Origin of the sequence: Herbaspirillum rhizosphaerae (assembly GCF_046025915.1) — a bacterium.
Classification (GTDB): Bacteria; Pseudomonadota; Gammaproteobacteria; order Burkholderiales; family Burkholderiaceae_D; genus Herbaspirillum; species Herbaspirillum rhizosphaerae_A.
Genome location: NZ_JAQQFR010000014.1, coordinates 76,832 through 92,746 on the forward strand (window position 1 = coordinate 76,832; position 15,915 = coordinate 92,746).

The 15,915-nt window shown below is 56.1% G+C and carries 15 protein-coding genes; 7 read left to right on the plus strand and 8 right to left on the minus strand.

Annotated features, from left to right (window positions below):
• Positions 1 to 20: 20 nt before the first annotated feature.
• Positions 21 to 1,373 (minus strand): DUF3422 family protein, encoded by a 1,353-nt coding sequence (locus PQR63_RS19730; RefSeq protein WP_408169657.1) that lies wholly within the window; start codon positions 1,371 to 1,373, stop codon positions 21 to 23.
• Positions 1,374 to 1,593: 220 nt separating this feature from the next.
• On the minus strand, positions 1,594 to 2,151 hold the full coding sequence (greB, locus tag PQR63_RS19735) for a transcription elongation factor GreB (protein ID WP_408169658.1): 558 nt from the start codon (positions 2,149 to 2,151) through the stop codon (positions 1,594 to 1,596).
• A 176-nt stretch (positions 2,152 to 2,327) separates the two neighbouring features.
• Between greB and PQR63_RS19740 the strand changes: the two genes are divergently transcribed.
• Together PQR63_RS19740 and PQR63_RS19745 are read left to right on the plus strand one after the other, a co-directional pair.
• The gene (locus PQR63_RS19740; protein ID WP_094564145.1) at positions 2,328 to 3,215 is read left to right on the plus strand and encodes a methylglyoxal synthase; all 888 of its coding nucleotides are present in this window, start codon (positions 2,328 to 2,330) and stop codon (positions 3,213 to 3,215) included.
• Positions 3,216 to 3,337: 122 nt separating this feature from the next.
• Entirely contained in the window at positions 3,338 to 3,928 is a 591-nt protein-coding gene (locus PQR63_RS19745; protein ID WP_408169659.1) for a hypothetical protein, read from the plus strand.
• A gap of 90 nt (positions 3,929 to 4,018) precedes the next feature.
• On the opposite strand, the gene PQR63_RS19750 is transcribed toward PQR63_RS19745, so the two are convergent.
• From PQR63_RS19750 to PQR63_RS19765, 4 genes are all read right to left on the minus strand, one after another.
• A complete protein-coding gene (locus PQR63_RS19750; RefSeq protein WP_408169660.1) occupies positions 4,019 to 5,356 on the minus strand; it encodes an EAL and HDOD domain-containing protein in 1,338 nt (445 codons plus the stop codon).
• A 168-nt stretch (positions 5,357 to 5,524) separates the two neighbouring features.
• Entirely contained in the window at positions 5,525 to 6,412 is an 888-nt protein-coding gene (locus tag PQR63_RS19755; RefSeq protein ID WP_094564148.1) for a 23S rRNA (adenine(2030)-N(6))-methyltransferase RlmJ, read from the minus strand.
• A 183-nt stretch (positions 6,413 to 6,595) separates the two neighbouring features.
• Positions 6,596 to 8,332 carry a ClcB-like voltage-gated chloride channel protein gene (locus tag PQR63_RS19760; protein ID WP_408169661.1) on the minus strand — a complete coding sequence of 579 codons (1,737 nt, stop codon included), beginning with the start codon at positions 8,330 to 8,332 and terminating at the stop codon, positions 6,596 to 6,598.
• Positions 8,333 to 8,343: 11 nt separating this feature from the next.
• Complete coding sequence (locus PQR63_RS19765) at positions 8,344 to 8,703, minus strand: winged helix-turn-helix domain-containing protein (protein WP_408169662.1); 360 nt, start codon at positions 8,701 to 8,703, stop codon at positions 8,344 to 8,346.
• A 124-nt stretch (positions 8,704 to 8,827) separates the two neighbouring features.
• Between PQR63_RS19765 and modA the strand changes: the two genes are divergently transcribed.
• The 3 genes from modA to PQR63_RS19780 are packed head-to-tail and all read left to right on the plus strand — an operon-like array spanning position 8,828 to position 11,011.
• Positions 8,828 to 9,613, plus strand: a complete 786-nt coding sequence (modA, locus tag PQR63_RS19770; protein ID WP_408169663.1) for a molybdate ABC transporter substrate-binding protein — start codon at positions 8,828 to 8,830, stop codon at positions 9,611 to 9,613.
• A gap of 52 nt (positions 9,614 to 9,665) precedes the next feature.
• Positions 9,666 to 10,343 (plus strand): molybdate ABC transporter permease subunit, encoded by a 678-nt coding sequence (gene modB / locus PQR63_RS19775; RefSeq protein WP_408169664.1) that lies wholly within the window; start codon positions 9,666 to 9,668, stop codon positions 10,341 to 10,343.
• Positions 10,340 to 11,011, plus strand: a complete 672-nt coding sequence (locus PQR63_RS19780; RefSeq protein ID WP_408169665.1) for an ABC transporter ATP-binding protein — start codon at positions 10,340 to 10,342, stop codon at positions 11,009 to 11,011. The genes modB and PQR63_RS19780 overlap by 4 nt, the downstream gene beginning before the upstream one ends.
• A 133-nt stretch (positions 11,012 to 11,144) precedes the next feature.
• Here PQR63_RS19780 and aceA read toward each other — a convergent pair whose 3' ends face one another.
• Together aceA and PQR63_RS19790 are read right to left on the minus strand one after the other, a co-directional pair.
• Complete coding sequence (aceA, locus tag PQR63_RS19785; RefSeq protein WP_408169666.1) at positions 11,145 to 12,449, minus strand: isocitrate lyase; 1,305 nt, start codon at positions 12,447 to 12,449, stop codon at positions 11,145 to 11,147.
• A gap of 146 nt (positions 12,450 to 12,595) precedes the next feature.
• Positions 12,596 to 12,790, minus strand: a complete 195-nt coding sequence (locus tag PQR63_RS19790; RefSeq protein ID WP_408169667.1) for a hypothetical protein — start codon at positions 12,788 to 12,790, stop codon at positions 12,596 to 12,598.
• 73 nt (positions 12,791 to 12,863) lie between these two features.
• Here PQR63_RS19790 and PQR63_RS19795 point away from each other — a divergent pair, with 73 nt between their 5' ends.
• Both PQR63_RS19795 and PQR63_RS19800 read left to right on the plus strand, forming a co-directional pair.
• Complete coding sequence (locus PQR63_RS19795) at positions 12,864 to 13,394, plus strand: PaaI family thioesterase (RefSeq protein ID WP_408169668.1); 531 nt, start codon at positions 12,864 to 12,866, stop codon at positions 13,392 to 13,394.
• Between the two features lie 142 nt (positions 13,395 to 13,536).
• Positions 13,537 to 15,765 (plus strand): FUSC family protein, encoded by a 2,229-nt coding sequence (locus PQR63_RS19800; protein WP_408169669.1) that lies wholly within the window; start codon positions 13,537 to 13,539, stop codon positions 15,763 to 15,765.
• Positions 15,766 to 15,915: the final 150 nt, after the last annotated feature.

The following is a 15,915-nucleotide window of genomic DNA, read 5'->3' on the forward strand; positions in this document are numbered from 1 at the left end:
CGCCTCAGCAGCAGGTTCACTCAAGCATCGTGCATGGTCTTGTGCAATCGTCTTAGTCCCAACCACACGCCTGCCGCAAATACCGGCACCATCACGCCGGTCGCAATATCGGGATTAATGGGTACTCCTGCCGCCTTCAAGGCTTTGCCTGCATAACCGAACAAGCCAACCATGTAGTAGGAAATTGCCGCCACCGACAAACCCTCCACCGCCTGCTGCAACCGCAATTGCTGCGCGGCGCGAGCGTTCATCGACTCCAGGATCTGACGGTTTTGCTGCTCCTGCACGATCCCTACACGCGTGCGCAACAAATCGTTGGTGTGAGCGATACGCTCGGCCAATGCTTCCTGCCGGCGCGCTACCGAGGTACACGTATCCATCGCCGGAGCGAGACGTCTCTCCATGAACTCGCCGATAGTCGGCACGCCTTCCACACGGCTCTCGCGCAACTCTTCGATGTGCGCCTTGACCAGCCGGAAATACGCCTGCGAGGCCGAAAAACGATAGCTGTTTTCCAGCGACATCTTCTCGATGCGAGCGGCCAGTCCGGTAATCTTGCGCAGAATCCGCTCATCCTCAGCCTGCGTCTGCTCGGGATTGCCGCTGCTGTGATCCATATCGACCATCGTTGCCGTCAGGGCTGCCAGATCACTTTCAATTGCGCTCAACACCGGCGCAGCCTGCTGCGCATGCGGCAAGCCCAGCGAGGCCATCATGCGGTAAGTTTCGATTTCCAGAATGCGCTGCGCCAGACGGCCACCCTGCATGTCGCGCAGATCGATATCCCGCACCACAAAGCGACTGAAGCCATCCGCTTGGATCAGGAAGTCGGTCCAGATCTCACCGCCTTGCAGCACCTTGCTCGACGACAGCAACTTGCCTTCGAACAGTCGTTGCATGCTGGATATGCAGCCACCGTTTTCCTCATCCTCTTTCGACACGCGCTCCAGCACTACATGTGCAGCCACCATGATCTTGCCTTGCAACGCCAACAACCATTGCTGCGGCACATGCTTGAGCGGCGCTTCGATAAATGCTTCGTCGATCGTCAGCGCCGACTCGTGATGCTGCGCAAAGGTGAAGGTGGCAAATTCCGTATGGCACTCCCACTTCAGACGAAAGCGCCCGAAGTCATGGTAGAAATGCTTGGCATCAACGCCAGGTGCAGTCACACCAAAATGGACGCACAAGTCCGTCAGCAAGGCGTGCTGGAATACAGCATGGCGACTGGCGTCAGCCGCCTGGTCGCGCACATACACGGCCAGATGCGTCAGACTCTCGGGGGCCTTGAGGTGCAAAAACGGTCGCGAGTGCACTTCTGCGGCCAATGCAACGCGCTGCGGATGATTCAGATTGGCGTACACGATGGACATGAACTTACCTTTTCAATCAAAAACAGAATTCGGTTGCAAGCACAGTGGGGTCTGAACAGTAAGCCCTGAATATGACACCGGGATGATGACGCTACACCAACACAGCGAAGCAGGATTCGTTCCACGTGTTCACTCTGCATGCAGCCTGCAACAAGTCCGTGTCGACAAGCGCATCCCGCGCAGACGCTTACCGCGAGTGATCTCAATTGGGACGGCGCACTCAGGCTTGCGGGGCCGGATAGCTCACTTCAAGAATCGTCAACTGCTCGACGCCGGCCGGCGTCTGCAAAGTCACTTCATCACCCTCGCGCGCTTTGGTCAGCGTGCGTGCCACCGGCGACACCCAACTGATCTTGCCGTTGAGCGGATCCAGTTCATCGATGCCGACGATGGTGACGGTGTGTTCGACGCCATCCTGATTTTCATAGGTCACGGTAGCACCGAAAAAAATCTGATCATTGCCGTGATGGATAGTCGGATCTACTACCTCTGCGATATCCAGACGTTTGGTGAGAAAGCGGATACGCCGGTCGATTTCGCGCAGGCGGCGCTTCCCGTAAATGTAGTCACCGTTTTCGGAACGGTCGCCGTTGGAAGCTGCCCAGTGGACGATGCGTACGACTTCCGGGCGATCGACATCGATCAGATGCAGCAGCTCGTCCTTGATACGCTTGTGTCCTTGAGGCGTCATGTAATTCTTTGACCCAGGCGGAATCGCCGGCAACGCCAGTTCATCATCATCGTCGCCATCGGATTCTTTTACGAATGCTTTATTCATGTTCTCACTTGCATATTTCACTTGGTGCAGACCGGCCGGTATGTCCATCATTGTAGCGGTATGTTAAAGTCGCCGAGAACGCTTTTCGCTGATAACTCATATTCACACGGCAGCACCTGCACTGCATTCAAGCCCTAAAAAACCACGCTTCCACAACGCTTCCATCAGTCACCTCCATGTCCACCACTACTCGCTATCGCATCGGTCTGGCCGCCAACCGCGCCCATCAAGACGCCCCGAACTCTGCATTGGTTCAGCTGCTGCAAGGCTCACGCGCACGCATCGAAGCCTTGCAACCGGAACTGGTCGTCGTCGGCAGAACACTCGACGCCATCGGTCATCTCGGCCTGCTGCCAAACTATCCGCATATCGAGCGTTTCCCCTATGGACGCCAGGGTGGACTGATGAAACTGGTATCACGCGTCGTCGACAGCGATCCGGCGCGCAAACTGGATGCGATCATCTACCTGATCGATCCGGTTGATCCTTCTTCTACGTTTCCGGAAGCGGTTGCACTCAAGCGCCAGTGTGTCATCCACGGCAAACCTTTTTTATCAACGATGGCCGGCGCACGCGAATGGTTTGAGCTGGAAGCCATCGCCAGCGGCGCTGCCCCCGACCCAAAGCTGGATCCTTATTTCGATCTCAGCAAGGAAGGCATCGCACTGATTGCCCATGATTCAATGAAATCACGCATGCTGGCGCTGGCCGAGCGTCATTTTGAAGTGCTCGACAGCTTTGCCTTCCGCTGCGCCACCGGCACCACCGGCGGCTTGCTGAACGAGCTGGCGATGAAAATCAAAGGCGAAGCCGGACGCAACTGGGTCAAACCATTTCTCAGCGGACCGCTTGGTGGCGATGCGCAGATTGCCGAGTTGATCCTGGAGCACGAATGCCGCCGGGTATTGTTCCTGGAAGACCCACATGTTGCCCGCCAGCATGAAGCCGACATCCAGTTGCTGGAACGTGCCGCCCGTACCGTCACCGACTACGCATCGTGTATGAGCGATGAAAAATGGGGAGATCGCTGGCTGAGCCTGATCAAGCAGCGTCAGGTGGGCTAAAGTCTGGCAGGCTAAAGACGATCCACGATCACCAAGGCCTTGCCTGATGCGGAACAGCTTGTATTTCCGGCGCTTGCCCAACATATATCTAGCAAGCTCTCCGCATCCATAAGGATCAATCCTTGTCGCACAAGATCAGAAAATACCTGCTTGCGCCTTTCATCTATACCGCGGCGATTCTCCTGCTGTTCGAAGAATGGTTGTGGAATGCCAGCAAGCGGCTGTTTGCACGTTTGCCGCTCATCCCGTTCATCGCCCGCCTCGAATCCTGGATCGGTAATTTCTCACCTTATGCTGCACTGGCAATTTTCGTGCTTCCCAGCCTCTTACTGCTGCCGGTCAAGATTCTCGCCCTGCTCTCCATCGCCCATGGTCACCCTACGCTTGGACTCGTTATCATCATCACCGCCAAGGTACTCGGGACCGCGTTGGTAGCACGCTTGTACGCATTGACGCAAAAAGCATTACTGACCCTCCCATGGTTTGTGCGATGCCGCGATGCGGTATTGAGATTCAAGGACAAGATGATTGCCCAGCTGCGCGCTACGCAGGCATGGCAACAAGTCGAAGCCGGAATGACAGCCTTCACCGCGATGCGTCGCAACTGGTGGACAGGCTTCAAGGCGCGCTGGTTTAACAGCAAGGGCCAGAGTAACCGCCTGATGCGCCTGATAAAAAAATACGCCGCAAGGCGGCGTGATCGGGGCGGATAACTAAGCCGCTTCAAGTTATTGCGAAGATCCCAACCAAAACGGGCCGGCAGATTTAGCAAATCTGCCGGCCCGTCAAGATGGCTTATGTATTCACTCGGAGACGCTGCTGGTATCCGCGTCTTCCGTCTTCTTCGCTGGTGTGTGACCCATATTGGTGGAGATATTGTTGCCCCACTCAAAGGCTTCCGTCTCCAGAGCGTAGAACTCTTCTACGGACAACTGCAGGCCGGTCAGCAAATCATTCATCTCTGCTACGGTTTTGTCGGCCTTTTCAGTCCACTCCGCCAATTGCAGGATCTCGCCATAAAAACCGGTGCGGAACAGCAAAGCATCGCGGATCTCTTCACTGACCGTAATCTGAGTCAGAATCGCCTCCATCCGGATGCCGAACAAGGCGTCAACCAAAGACATGATGCCGACGGTAAAGGCGATTTCAGACATCTTGCGGCGACCAGGCCGCACTTTTTCCGTGATCAGTTCCAGTATTTTGCCGCGCGTCGCGGCCAGGATCAGCAGCGGCGACAGCGAATGCTTCTCTTTTTCGGTATTGGCAAACAAGAGAATCTGCAGCCAGCGCTTCAATTGGCGGCGTCCCAGCACGATCAACGCCTGACCAAGCGAATCGATGTGCTTCATGAAACCGTATACAGGTGTATTGACGAGACGCAGCAGCGTCAGGCTCAATGCCACGTCACGCTTGATGTAGCGGACGATTTCACCGTTATCGACGTTGCGCACCAGCAGCGTCAGAATATGCATGATGACGATCTTCGACGCTTCCAGTTTTTTACCTTGCAGGATCACCGGTTTGGCAAAGTAATAGCCTTGAAAGTAATCGAAACCGAAGGTCACGCAATCGCGGAATTGCTCAACCGTCTCAACCTTTTCGGCCAACAGCATCTTCTGGGCGCGCTTGAAGTGCACACTCAGCTTGAGCAGCTTGCTGGCGTCGAGCTCCATGACGTCGATCTTGATGATTTTTACCAGCGGCAGCAACTGAGCGATGTCTTCAGACTCTGCGATCACATCGTCGAGTGCAAACACATAGCCTGCACGGGACAATTCGGTCACGCGCTTGACCAGCTCAGGAGTGACTTTGACGGTCTCGAGAATTTCCAGCACGACCTTGTCAGACGGCAGAAAATTGATGAAGTCGCTCATCAGCACGGTGGCATCAACATTGATGAAGCCGTGCAAACTGCCGATGACGTTGTTGAGACCCAGTTCGGACGCATGCGCGATCACCGATGCGGTCGCGGACACGTCATCGTTGACATTGGCGGGGCCAAAGGCGGCACTGCGGAATAGCAACTCGTAGCCGATCAATTCCTGTTCGCGATTGAGGATCGGCTGTCGTGCCAAAAAAAAGTCGTGGGCGTGTTGTTGCACTGGCGCCGGGGTGACGTGATCAGAAGACGGTTCAGTCATGATTTCTTGTTGTAAATAACCCCAGCACTTTCGGCAGACAATGTATCTTCGGCATGACTTTCTATTGTATGCCGTGATGCGTCATGAATACCAGAAAACATTTCACAGGTGAGACGGCAATGCAGCCCTAGCCCGACATCGGCGCCAATCTCGTCAGAACGAACCATCCTAGGCTTCTCCCGATTCCAGCAAGAAGCCTGCACCGCTGTCCCGTCCCAATACCTTGACCAGATAGGGCATGACTTCCTTGAGAGTGGCTTCCAGCGTCCATGGCGGATTGAGCAAGAACATGCCGCTCGTATGCAAGCCAAAACCGTCCGGCGACGGCGAGCAGATCGACAGCGTCACATTCAGCCAGCTCTTGGCACCAAGGCGTTTAAGTCGGTCCGAGAATTGTTTGGATTCTATCCGTTGCAATACGGGATACCAGACCGCGTAAGTCCCGGTGGGGAAGCGCACCAATGCGTCCTGCAGCGATTCTTTTACGCGCTGATAGTCACGCTTGTCTTCATAAGGAGGATCGATCAGCACCAAAGCGCGGCGCGATGGCGGCGGCAGCAAGGCCTTGAGCGCCAGAAAACCATCACCGCGTTCGACCAGCACCCGACGGCCACGGCCGGACGGACGCTTGCCCTGCTCGGCTGCATGCGCATCAAGCTTGCGGAAGTTATCCGCCAGCACTTTGCTTTCAGTCGGATGAAGTTCAAACAGACGCAGACGATCCTGCTCGCGCATCACCTGGTTGGCGCAATAAGGCGAACCCGGGTAATAGCGCATCTTGCCGCTGGGATTGAGGTCTTTGACCAGTTGCACGTAGTCGGCAAGGGCTTCAGGCAGATCGGTACGATCCCACAATGGAGCAATGCCGGTTTCGTATTCGGCATTCTTGCTGGCGTAATTCCCGTCCAGCGCGTAAACACCCGCACCGGCATGGGTATCGATCACCATGTACGGAGTTTCTTTCTGGCCTAAATAACGTAGTAGTTGGATCGTAACCATGTGCTTGAGCACATCAGCATGATTGCCAGCATGAAAGCCATGGCGGTAACTCAGCATAAAATCGTTCGAATCCCTGATATGTTAATGGCGTCAACGGCCAGCTGTGGCAGCACTCTTGCGATCAAAAAACGATGCAATTTGGTACTTTCTCACAAATAATCTCGCATTCTAACAAGGTTGCCCCCTCAATAGTCGTCCCTGCTCTCGTTTGTTACAAACCTGCCAACACATTTTTGCAACCTACTCGCCAGAACGATCCAGTCTGAAATAAGCATCCAGCAATGATGTCTTGAAGACAACGCCCAACAACTGCGGATTTTCAACACTGGCGATCACCGGTAAACGCTCCCCCTGGTGATCGAGAAACAGCTGCAAAGCCTCGCCCAGCGACATGTCTGGCGTCACTTCATGCAGAAAATGCGTGCGCATGAACTCGCCGGCGCGCTTGGTATCGGTATCGTTCTTGTCGAGCAGCAACGATGTCACGTCCTGCAAGGCAACAACACCTAGATAACGGTTGTCCTGATCGGTAATGTAAATGTACTTCACCGGATATTGCAGGAAAATCCGCGTCACCTCGGAAAACGGCGCGTCCTTCTGCAAGACGGTTTCCGCCGGCTTGATCAGTTCGCTCATATGCGTGCCGCGCAGGCGGATACGCTCTGCTGCGTCGCGGTGGCGTTTGAGGGTAATCTCGTACATCGAATTGCCATCGAGGCTGCGCGCGATGAAATACGCCACCACACACGACAACATCAGCGGCAGCACCACCTGATAGCTCAGCGTCATTTCAAAGATCATCAGAATTGCCATCAACGGGGCATTGGTGGCCGCCGCCAAAAAGGCCCCCATGCCGACCATCGCATAAGCAAACGGCTGCGAGATCGCATGCGGCCACAACGCGTGCGCCACATCGCCGAACAAGAAGCCGATGGCGGCGCCCACGAACAAGGTAGGCGTAAAGATACCGCCCACAGCGCCGGAGCCGGTGGTCAGCGCGGTCGCGACGATTTTGTAAATCATGACGACCAGTACAGTCGACCAAAGCCAGTTGGTGTGCAGCAGCGAATTGACGACGCTGTAGCCGTTGCCCCAGACTTCCGGCACCTGGATTGACAGCAGGCCGACCAGCAAGCCCCCGACACCCAGACGCAACGGCAGCGGCAAGCGGGTTTTCTGGAACAGCTGCTTGCTGATATCCAGCAAACGCAGAAACTGCGGCGCCAGCAAACCGGCGATGATGCCAAGCACGACAAAAAGGATGATTTCAACACCGCCGACTTCCGGGAAGTACGGCATTTCGTAGGCAGGTGCATAACCCGGCAGTTCACGCATGGTGATGTTGGCCACCACAGACGCCACGACGACGGGGCCGAAGCTTTCCATCACCAGCGCACCGAGCACGATCTCCGTCACGAAGAAAGCACCGGCAATGGGCGCGTTGTAGGCAGACGTAATTCCTGCCGCCGCACCACAAGCCACCAATAGCCGCATGCGCGACGCCGGAAAGTGCGCGAAACGCCCCACCAGAGAAGCACACAAGGCCGCCAGCTGAACCATCGGCCCTTCTCGTCCGATCGAACCGCCCGAGCCGACGGTCGCTAGCGACGACAAGCTGCGCAACAAGGTATGCCGGATTGGAATGCGACCGTCACCGATGGCAACCGCCTCCATATAGTCAGAGGTCGCACCGGCCGGCATGCGTTTGGCCCAGATCAGGATCAGCCCGGCCACTACGCCACCGCCGGTCGGTAGCAGCACACGCATATGCCAGGGCAGACCCTTGGCGATTTCAACGAAGCTGCCGCTATGGCCGGTCAGCAGGTATTGCACCCAACCGATGCATTCTCGGAAAAAAATGGTCGCTAACGCGCCGACGAAACCGATGATGGCCGCCCACAACAGCATTGCGTGGCTTTCCGACATGCGGAAAAGTTTTTGCAGGCGAAAGCGAAATTTAAGGAGACTGGTGCGCATCGACAATGTCTTCAGTCTTTGTCGGCATCGACAATCAGCGACCGCAAATACTGCATGTCTTTTTCAACTGCGGCATCCGCCTTCTTTTGCATCCGTTGATAGCAAGAAATGACCTCGCGCGCCACCTCGGTGATGCTGGCGCCCCCGCCTTTGGCGCCGCCGGTTGCGGTTTGCACCAGCGGCTTGGTGAAGCAGCGGTTCATTTCTTCCACCAGCAACCAGGCACGTCGATAGGACATTTCCATCTCCCGTGCTGCGCCGGAGATCGAGCCGGTGCGTTCTATCGCTAGCAGCAGCGCGGCTTTGCCGGGGCCGAAGGCAATCGTCTCGCCTTGCATCACGCGCAGTCGTACGGTTTTGGAATTTGTCATGGACGAGATTGTAGCAAGGGCCTCGCTCAAATTATATGTATATCCGGCAGCGAATTGACTATCGCTATATCCTTACGTATATTCCGATCAGATTCGCCTTCCCATTTAAAAAATCAGGAACCCCATGTTCACGACCGCTACCGCACAAACCATGCGCCGACTCGCCGCGTCCGCCTCTTTCTTCTTGCTGGCGCTACCCTTCGCGGCGACAACTGCACACGCCACTGACCTGGTGGTGTCCGCTGCCGCCAGCCTGACCAACGCATTCAAGGATCTCGGTACGGCGTTCGAACAGCAAAACCCGGGCGTCAAGGTCATCAATAACTTCGGCGCGTCCGACATCCTGATGCAACAAATCGTGCGCGGCGCCCCGGCTGACGTATTTGCTTCCGCCGACCAGACCGCCATGGACAAGGCCGTCGCCGAAAAAGCCGTACAGCCGGCTACCCGCAAGAACTTCGCCGCCAATCAGATCGTCCTGATCGTGCCGAACGACAGCACCCTGCCGTTGACCAATCTGAAGGACCTGACACAAGCCAGCGTCAAGAAAGTTGCCCTCGGCAATCCGGCGTCAGTACCTTTCGGCCGCTACACCAAGACCGCGCTGGAACATGCCGGCCTGTGGGATGCGGTGCTCGCCAAAGGTGTGATGGCGCAAAACGTGCGCCAGAGCCTGGACTATGTCGCCCGTGGGGAAGTCGAAGCCGGTTTCGTGTTCGCAACCGATGCCGCCGTGATGCCGGACAAGGTCAAGGTGGCGATCCGTATCCCATCCGACACGCCTGCAACCTATCCGATCGCCGTCACCACCAACACCGCACAAGCGGAATTGGCAAACAAATACCTCACCTACGTGCAATCGGCTGCCGGTCAGGCCGTTCTGGCCCGTTACGGCTTCCTGAAACCCTGATACCCTGCGGGCTGATTTAACTTCAACTCTTACTCACTCAGGCGTTTTCTTTATGGGTTCAGTCTGGACGCCGTTGCTCCTCTCGTTGAAAGTCGCGGGATGGGCAACGGTGCTCAATCTTTTCTTCGGTGTCGCGGCGGCTTACGGTCTGTCGCGCTGGCGCTCGCCCTTGCGCGACCTGATCGACTCCATTCTGACGCTACCGCTGGTGCTGCCGCCGACTGTCCTTGGCTACTATCTGCTGGTGCTACTCGGCAAGCGCGGCGTCTTTGGCGCATGGCTGTCCAAGATGGGCATTGAGTTGGTATTTACCTGGCAAGGCGCCGTGATTGCGTCAACGATTGTTGCCTTCCCGCTCGTCTTGAAATCGGCTCGCGCCGCCTTTGAAAACGTCGACAAGCAACTGGAAAACGCCGCCCGCGTACTGGGCGTCTCTGAAGCCGGCGTATTTTTCCGCGTCAGCTTGCCATTGGCCGCGCGCGGCATCGCTGCCGGCGTGTTGCTGGCGTTCGCGCGGGCGCTGGGTGAATTTGGCGCGACGCTGATGATTGCAGGCAATCTGCCGGGACGTACGCAAACCTTGTCGGTCGCCATCTACGAAGCCGTGCAAGCCGGCGACGATTCCACCGCGACCTTACTGGTCGTCATTACCTCAGTCACTTGCGTCGCGGTCTTGCTGATCGCCGGACGACTGGTGCCGGAACATGCACGCCGGGCGGATCTGTCATGAGCGTCGACGTCCAAATCCGCAAGGAACTGCGCGCCAATGATCGCGTATTCGACCTCAATATCGCCTTCTCGTCCGACAGCGACCGCATCGTGCTGTACGGGCCATCTGGTGCAGGCAAGAGTCTGACACTTAAAGCCATCGCCGGCCTGATGACGCCGGACGAAGGCAAGATCAATCTCAATCAGCGCACATTGTTCGACGCCGCGCATGACATCAACGTCCGCCCGCAGCAGCGCAACGTGGCTTACCTGTTTCAGGACTACGCCCTCTTCCCGCATCTGACCGTGGCGCAGAATATTGCGTTCGGCTTGCAGCGCGGCTGCTTCAACCTGCGTCGCCCGGCAGCGCATCCGACGGTGATGAAATGGTTAGAGGCATTCGGCTTGGAAGCCACTGCCGGCAGCTATCCTTCGCAGATTTCCGGAGGCCAACGCCAGCGAGTTGCCTTGGCACGCGCGCTGGTGGCACAACCTGATATTTTGCTGCTGGACGAGCCTTTCTCTGCGCTGGATCTTTCCCTGCGTGAACGCATGCGCCACGAGCTGAGCGAACTGCAGCAGCAATTGCGTGTGCCGATGCTGATCATTACGCATGATCCTGCTGACGTCGATATCCTTGGCGACGCCGTCTTTGAAGTGCGCGACGGCACCATCAGACAGCACAAATAACGCGTCGGTAAGATTCAATAAAAAAAGCCGCACTCTTGTGAAGTGCGGCTTTCCCACCACCGGGGTTGTACCCCCTAGTCTCCTCAGACATTCTCTCCAGCCTGATGCCGTTCTCTATAATTGAGACTCAGCTTCAGGCGACTTTCTTTTCCTTACCGTCGAAGAATTGTTCATCTTCGGTCGAACCGTGCAGCGCAGTCGTCGACGACTGACCTTGCTGGATTGCTTGTGTCACTGCGTCGAAATAGCCGGTGCCGACTTCGCGCTGATGCTTGACGGCAGTGAAGCCCTTGTCGGCGGCTGCGAATTCGGCTTCCTGCAACTCGACGAAGGCCGACATCTGGTTGCGTGCATAGCCATGTGCCAGATTGAACATCGAGTAGTTCAGCGCATGGAAACCAGCCAGCGTGATGAACTGGAACTTGTAGCCCATTGCGCCCAGTTCCTTCTGGAATTTGGCGATGGTCGCATCGTCCAGATTCTTCTTCCAGTTGAACGATGGCGAGCAGTTATACGACAGCATCTTGCCTGGGAACTTGGCATGGATGGCTTCGGCGAACTTCTTCGCGAAGGCCAGATCCGGCTTGCCGGTTTCACACCAGACCAGATCGGCGTATTCCGAATAAGCCAGACCACGCGAGATGGCCTGCTCAATGCCCGGACGGGTCTTGAAGAAGCCTTCAACAGTACGTTCGCCGGTCAGGAAAGGCTTGTCGTTGTCATCCACATCAGAAGTCAGCAAATCGGCTGCTTCCGCGTCGGTACGGGCGATCACCAATGTGCTCGTGCCGGAGACATCAGCCGCCAGGCGCGCTGCGTTGAGCTTTTCAACTGCTTCGCGTGTCGGCACCAGCACCTTGCCGCCCATGTGGCCGCACTTCTTCACCGATGCCAGTTGATCTTCGAAGTGAACGCCGGCGGCGCCTGCATCGATCATCGACTTCATCAGTTCATAGGCGTTCAGCACGCCGCCAAAACCAGCTTCTGCATCAGCCACGATCGGCGCGAAGAAGTCGATATCGTTCTTGCCCTCCGACCATTGGATCTGGTCTGCGCGCTGGAAAGTGTTGTTGATGCGCTTGACCACCATCGGCACCGAGTTGGCCGGATACAGCGATTGGTCGGGATACATTTCACCGGCCAGATTGGCGTCGCCGGCGACTTGCCAACCGGACAGGTAGATCGCCTTCAGGCCGGCCTTGACTTGCTGCATCGCCTGATTGCCGGTCAGTGCGCCCAGTGCGTTGACGAACGGTTCGTTGTTGACCAGATTCCACAGTTTTTCAGCGCCGCGCTTGGCAAGCGTATGTTCGATTTGCACCGAACCGCGCAGGCGCACCACGTCGTCAGCAGTGTAGTTGCGCTTGACACCTTTCCAGCGTGGATTTTCTGCCCAGTCTTTTGCCAATGCCTGGATTTGCTGTTCACGTGTTGTCATGGTCAATCTCCTTAAGGTTAATCAGGTAGTCGAAAAATGGAGGTCAAAAAGTGAATTCCATGACTTCATAGTAGGCTTTTAGGTGCGCAGCAACAATGTCTTATATAAGACATATCAATAAATTATTTTCCTTATTATTCAATTAGTTAATTTAACGATTTTGCGATACGAAATGAAATTTCTGAAAATGAAATAAATTCATGATGCTGCGCAATCGCATTTTTCACAATATGAAACGGTGTTTTTGCATCATGAAAAATCGCCGTTTTAACCGCCGACTTCACACCTTCTTTCACGCAAATGAAAACGTGCACGGCATAATGGCACGATTCTTTCATCATAAAAGTAACGCTCTATCGACCAACGATTCAGCTCTTTATCGCATCCACATCATTCATAAAGACAAGGAAAAACATGAACAGCAGAGAAGAGATACTCAAGCAATGGCAAACCCGCGAAGCTGAAGTCCGCGCCAAACTCGCCGCGCCCGGCGTCGCCTCGATGGACGACCTGAAAGCAGGCACAGGCATGGAGTTCTTGCAGCGTATCTGGGACGGCGAACTGCCATCAGTGCCGATCGGCGAAACCATGGACTTCGTCCCGGTCGAAGGCGAACCCGGTCGCATTGTCTTTCAAGGCACACCAGGAAAGCAGCACTACAATCCGCTCGGCAGCGTGCACGGCGGCTACTTTTGCACCCTGCTCGACTCCGCCGTCGGTTGTGCAGTGCACTCTGTATTGCCGCAAGGCGTGGGTTATACGACGCTGGAACTGAAGGTCAACCTGATTCGCGCGTTGACGGCCAAGACAGGCACGGTGCGCGCCGAAGGCAAGGTCATTCAGGTCGGTAATCGTGTCGGCATCGCCGAAGGCCGCATTGTTGACGTTGACGGCAAAATTTATGCGCATGCAACAACAACCTGCCTGGTGTTTCCATTGCCATAAACTAATTGGTCAAGTAAGCACGTCGGATGAATGGCGACATCGTCCGACAGCGCTTTCAGCAGACGTCGGGTGGCGAATCTGTTGTCTATTACAGATAGAAGGGTCAGAATGGCGTCTATAGAAATTTACGCCGACTGCCTACATGCATTACGCCCTGGATATACGCACTTTCCTCTTCAGCCATTATTTCTATACCGGCCTGCGCATCGCCACGGGTGTCGTCGGGCTCACCATGCTGGTCTTCAACATGGCGGACATGCAGACCACCATGACGGTCTTTCTCGGCGCGCTTTGTACCAGCCTGATGGACTTGCCGAGTCCGCTGCGACACAAATTCAATGAAATGCTGGCAGGCGTCCTGCTCTGCACGCTGGTAATGCTCGTGATCAGTCTGTGTGCGCCGATCCACTGGCTGGTCAGCGTGGCGATGGTGGTTGTCAGCTTCCTCGCCAGCATGATGGTGGTGTACGGCAAGAAGACGCTGCCGCTGCAATTCGCTGCGCTGATGGTCATGACGCTGTCGATGGAAAACACCGTGCCGTTTGAAGAGGCCTTTCTGCATGCCGGCTTCTTCCTCGCCGGCGGCTTGGGTTATCTGGCGTATTCGATGACGGTGTCGTATTTTTTACGACGTCGCGTCAAACAGCAGGTTTTGGCGGAAGCGCTGTTCGAGCTGGCGCGCTATCTGCGCATCAAGGCGGATTTCTACGACGTGCGCAGCGATCTGCAGTCGCAGTTCACGACACTGGTGCGCCAGCAAATCGTGCTGGCAGACAAGCTGCAAGCGTCGCGCGACCTGGTGCTGCGCGACATGCACACCAAACAGGACGGCTTGCTGGTACACGTCCATCTGAGCATGCTGGAGCTTTACGAGCAGGTCTTGTCGACGCATGCCGACTATGCGCTGCTACGCAGCCATTTCGGCGATACCGACGTCATCATCTTTTTACGCGACCTCGCCAACAAGACGGCCGAAGATATCGAATCCATCGCCTATGCGGTCACCCGCAAGCGCGCATCCACACCGACCGTCAATTACAAAGCCGAGTTGCGCGCCGTGCAATATGAACTGCAGCAGTTGCAGCAAGACAGCCTCGCCGGACACATTCCGGATGAAGCCATCACGGTGCTGCGCGTCACCTACAACAAGATCCTCGACATCATCGAACTGATCGCACAATTGCATCTGGCGACGAGCACGCCGATCGACGCCATCCCTATCCTGCCGGGTTCGGACATGACGCCTTTCCTGACGCAACAAAAATACAAAGCCGGCCTGCTGATTGCCAACCTGCGCTGGCAATCGCCCATCTTCCGCTTCGCCATCCGCGTGGCGCTGGCGGTGTCGACCGGGCTGTGGATAGCATCGGCACTGCCGTATATGTCGCACGGCTACTGGATTGTCTTGACCATTGTCATTATCCTCAAACCCAATTTCAGCTCGACCAAACAGCGTATGAGCGACCGTCTGATCGGCACTATTATTGGCTGTCTGATCACCGCATTGATTCTGCGCTTCGTACACGACCCGATGGGATTGCTCGCGGTTCTTTTTATCGCCAGCGTGGCGGCGCCTGCGTTCACTTACGTCAAATATCGCTACACCGCGATTGCGGCGTCGGTACAGATTCTCATGCTGCTGAACCTGTTGCTGCCGGCGGGTCATCACGGTGTAATCGGCGAACGCCTGATCGATACCATCATCGGCGTGGCCATTGCCACCATCTTCAGCTACGTCCTGCCGAGCTGGGAATATCGCGACCTGCCGCGCCTGCTCAAGAACGTTCTGCATGCCAGCCATCGCTACATCAAGGCCAGCCGCGACATGCTGGAAGGAAAAGTCGGCGATGACTTTTTCTACCGCGTCTGCCGCAAGGGTTTCATGGATAGCTTGTCGGCGCTGATTTCGGCACAGGTGCGCATGATGGACGAGCCGATGAGCAAGCAGCGTGCCGTGCGCGAGATCAATCGTTTCGTGGTTCAGAACTATCTTGTCGCAGCCCACATTGCCGCCCTGCGTATCATGCTGCGCCGCCATGCTGAAGGCCTGCCGCGTGAACCGGTCAACAAACTGATCGAACAAACCTACCTGAACGCCACCGCGCATCTGCTGCAAGCGCAAAGCATTCTTGAAGGCCCGAACCCAAAGCAGACAGTCCCAGTTGAGGATGTCGCACCCGCCGTTGCAAATCCATTCGCAGACACGGTAGCGGATGAAGATTTCGCACTCACTTCACAGCCCAGCACTCCGGAATGGTCAGGCTGGCACACGCTACGCCGCCGCTCCGCACTGCTCAACAATGACCTGCAGGAAATCGTGGCGCAGACCGGTGCCATCGAAAGCATTCTGCGAAAAGCAGAGCCTGTATAAAAAATGGCGGGAGCTTCCGACTCCCGCCGTTTTCATTTGTCCTGCATCCGTCCTTGTACGTCTCAAGCCACTTGCGCGCAGCCTGCACTATTAACGTCAACGCGTCCTGCGTCTTCTGCATTTCCGACCAATCGTGCGTCTTGAAGCCTC

Excerpts from the sequence above, each read along its gene's own strand:
- PQR63_RS19760 (WP_408169661.1), bottom strand. The coding sequence starts at position 8,332 with ATGCGCACCAGTCTCCTTAAATTTCGCTTTCGCCTGCAAAAACTTTTC.
- PQR63_RS19750 (WP_408169660.1), bottom strand. The coding sequence starts at position 5,356 with ATGACTGAACCGTCTTCTGATCACGTCACCCCGGCGCCAGTGCAACAA.
- aceA (WP_408169666.1), bottom strand. The coding sequence starts at position 12,449 with ATGACAACACGTGAACAGCAAATCCAGGCATTGGCAAAAGACTGGGCA.
- modB (WP_408169664.1), top strand. The coding sequence starts at position 9,666 with ATGGGTTCAGTCTGGACGCCGTTGCTCCTCTCGTTGAAAGTCGCGGGA.
- PQR63_RS19740 (WP_094564145.1), top strand. The coding sequence starts at position 2,328 with ATGTCCACCACTACTCGCTATCGCATCGGTCTGGCCGCCAACCGCGCC.
- PQR63_RS19790 (WP_408169667.1), bottom strand. The coding sequence starts at position 12,790 with ATGATGAAAGAATCGTGCCATTATGCCGTGCACGTTTTCATTTGCGTG.
- PQR63_RS19800 (WP_408169669.1), top strand. The coding sequence starts at position 13,537 with ATGCATTACGCCCTGGATATACGCACTTTCCTCTTCAGCCATTATTTC.
- modA (WP_408169663.1), top strand. The coding sequence starts at position 8,828 with ATGTTCACGACCGCTACCGCACAAACCATGCGCCGACTCGCCGCGTCC.
- PQR63_RS19765 (WP_408169662.1), bottom strand. The coding sequence starts at position 8,703 with ATGACAAATTCCAAAACCGTACGACTGCGCGTGATGCAAGGCGAGACG.
- PQR63_RS19730 (WP_408169657.1), bottom strand. The coding sequence starts at position 1,373 with ATGTCCATCGTGTACGCCAATCTGAATCATCCGCAGCGCGTTGCATTG.
- greB (WP_408169658.1), bottom strand. The coding sequence starts at position 2,151 with ATGAATAAAGCATTCGTAAAAGAATCCGATGGCGACGATGATGATGAA.
- PQR63_RS19755 (WP_094564148.1), bottom strand. The coding sequence starts at position 6,412 with ATGCTGAGTTACCGCCATGGCTTTCATGCTGGCAATCATGCTGATGTG.
- PQR63_RS19780 (WP_408169665.1), top strand. The coding sequence starts at position 10,340 with ATGAGCGTCGACGTCCAAATCCGCAAGGAACTGCGCGCCAATGATCGC.
- PQR63_RS19795 (WP_408169668.1), top strand. The coding sequence starts at position 12,864 with ATGAACAGCAGAGAAGAGATACTCAAGCAATGGCAAACCCGCGAAGCT.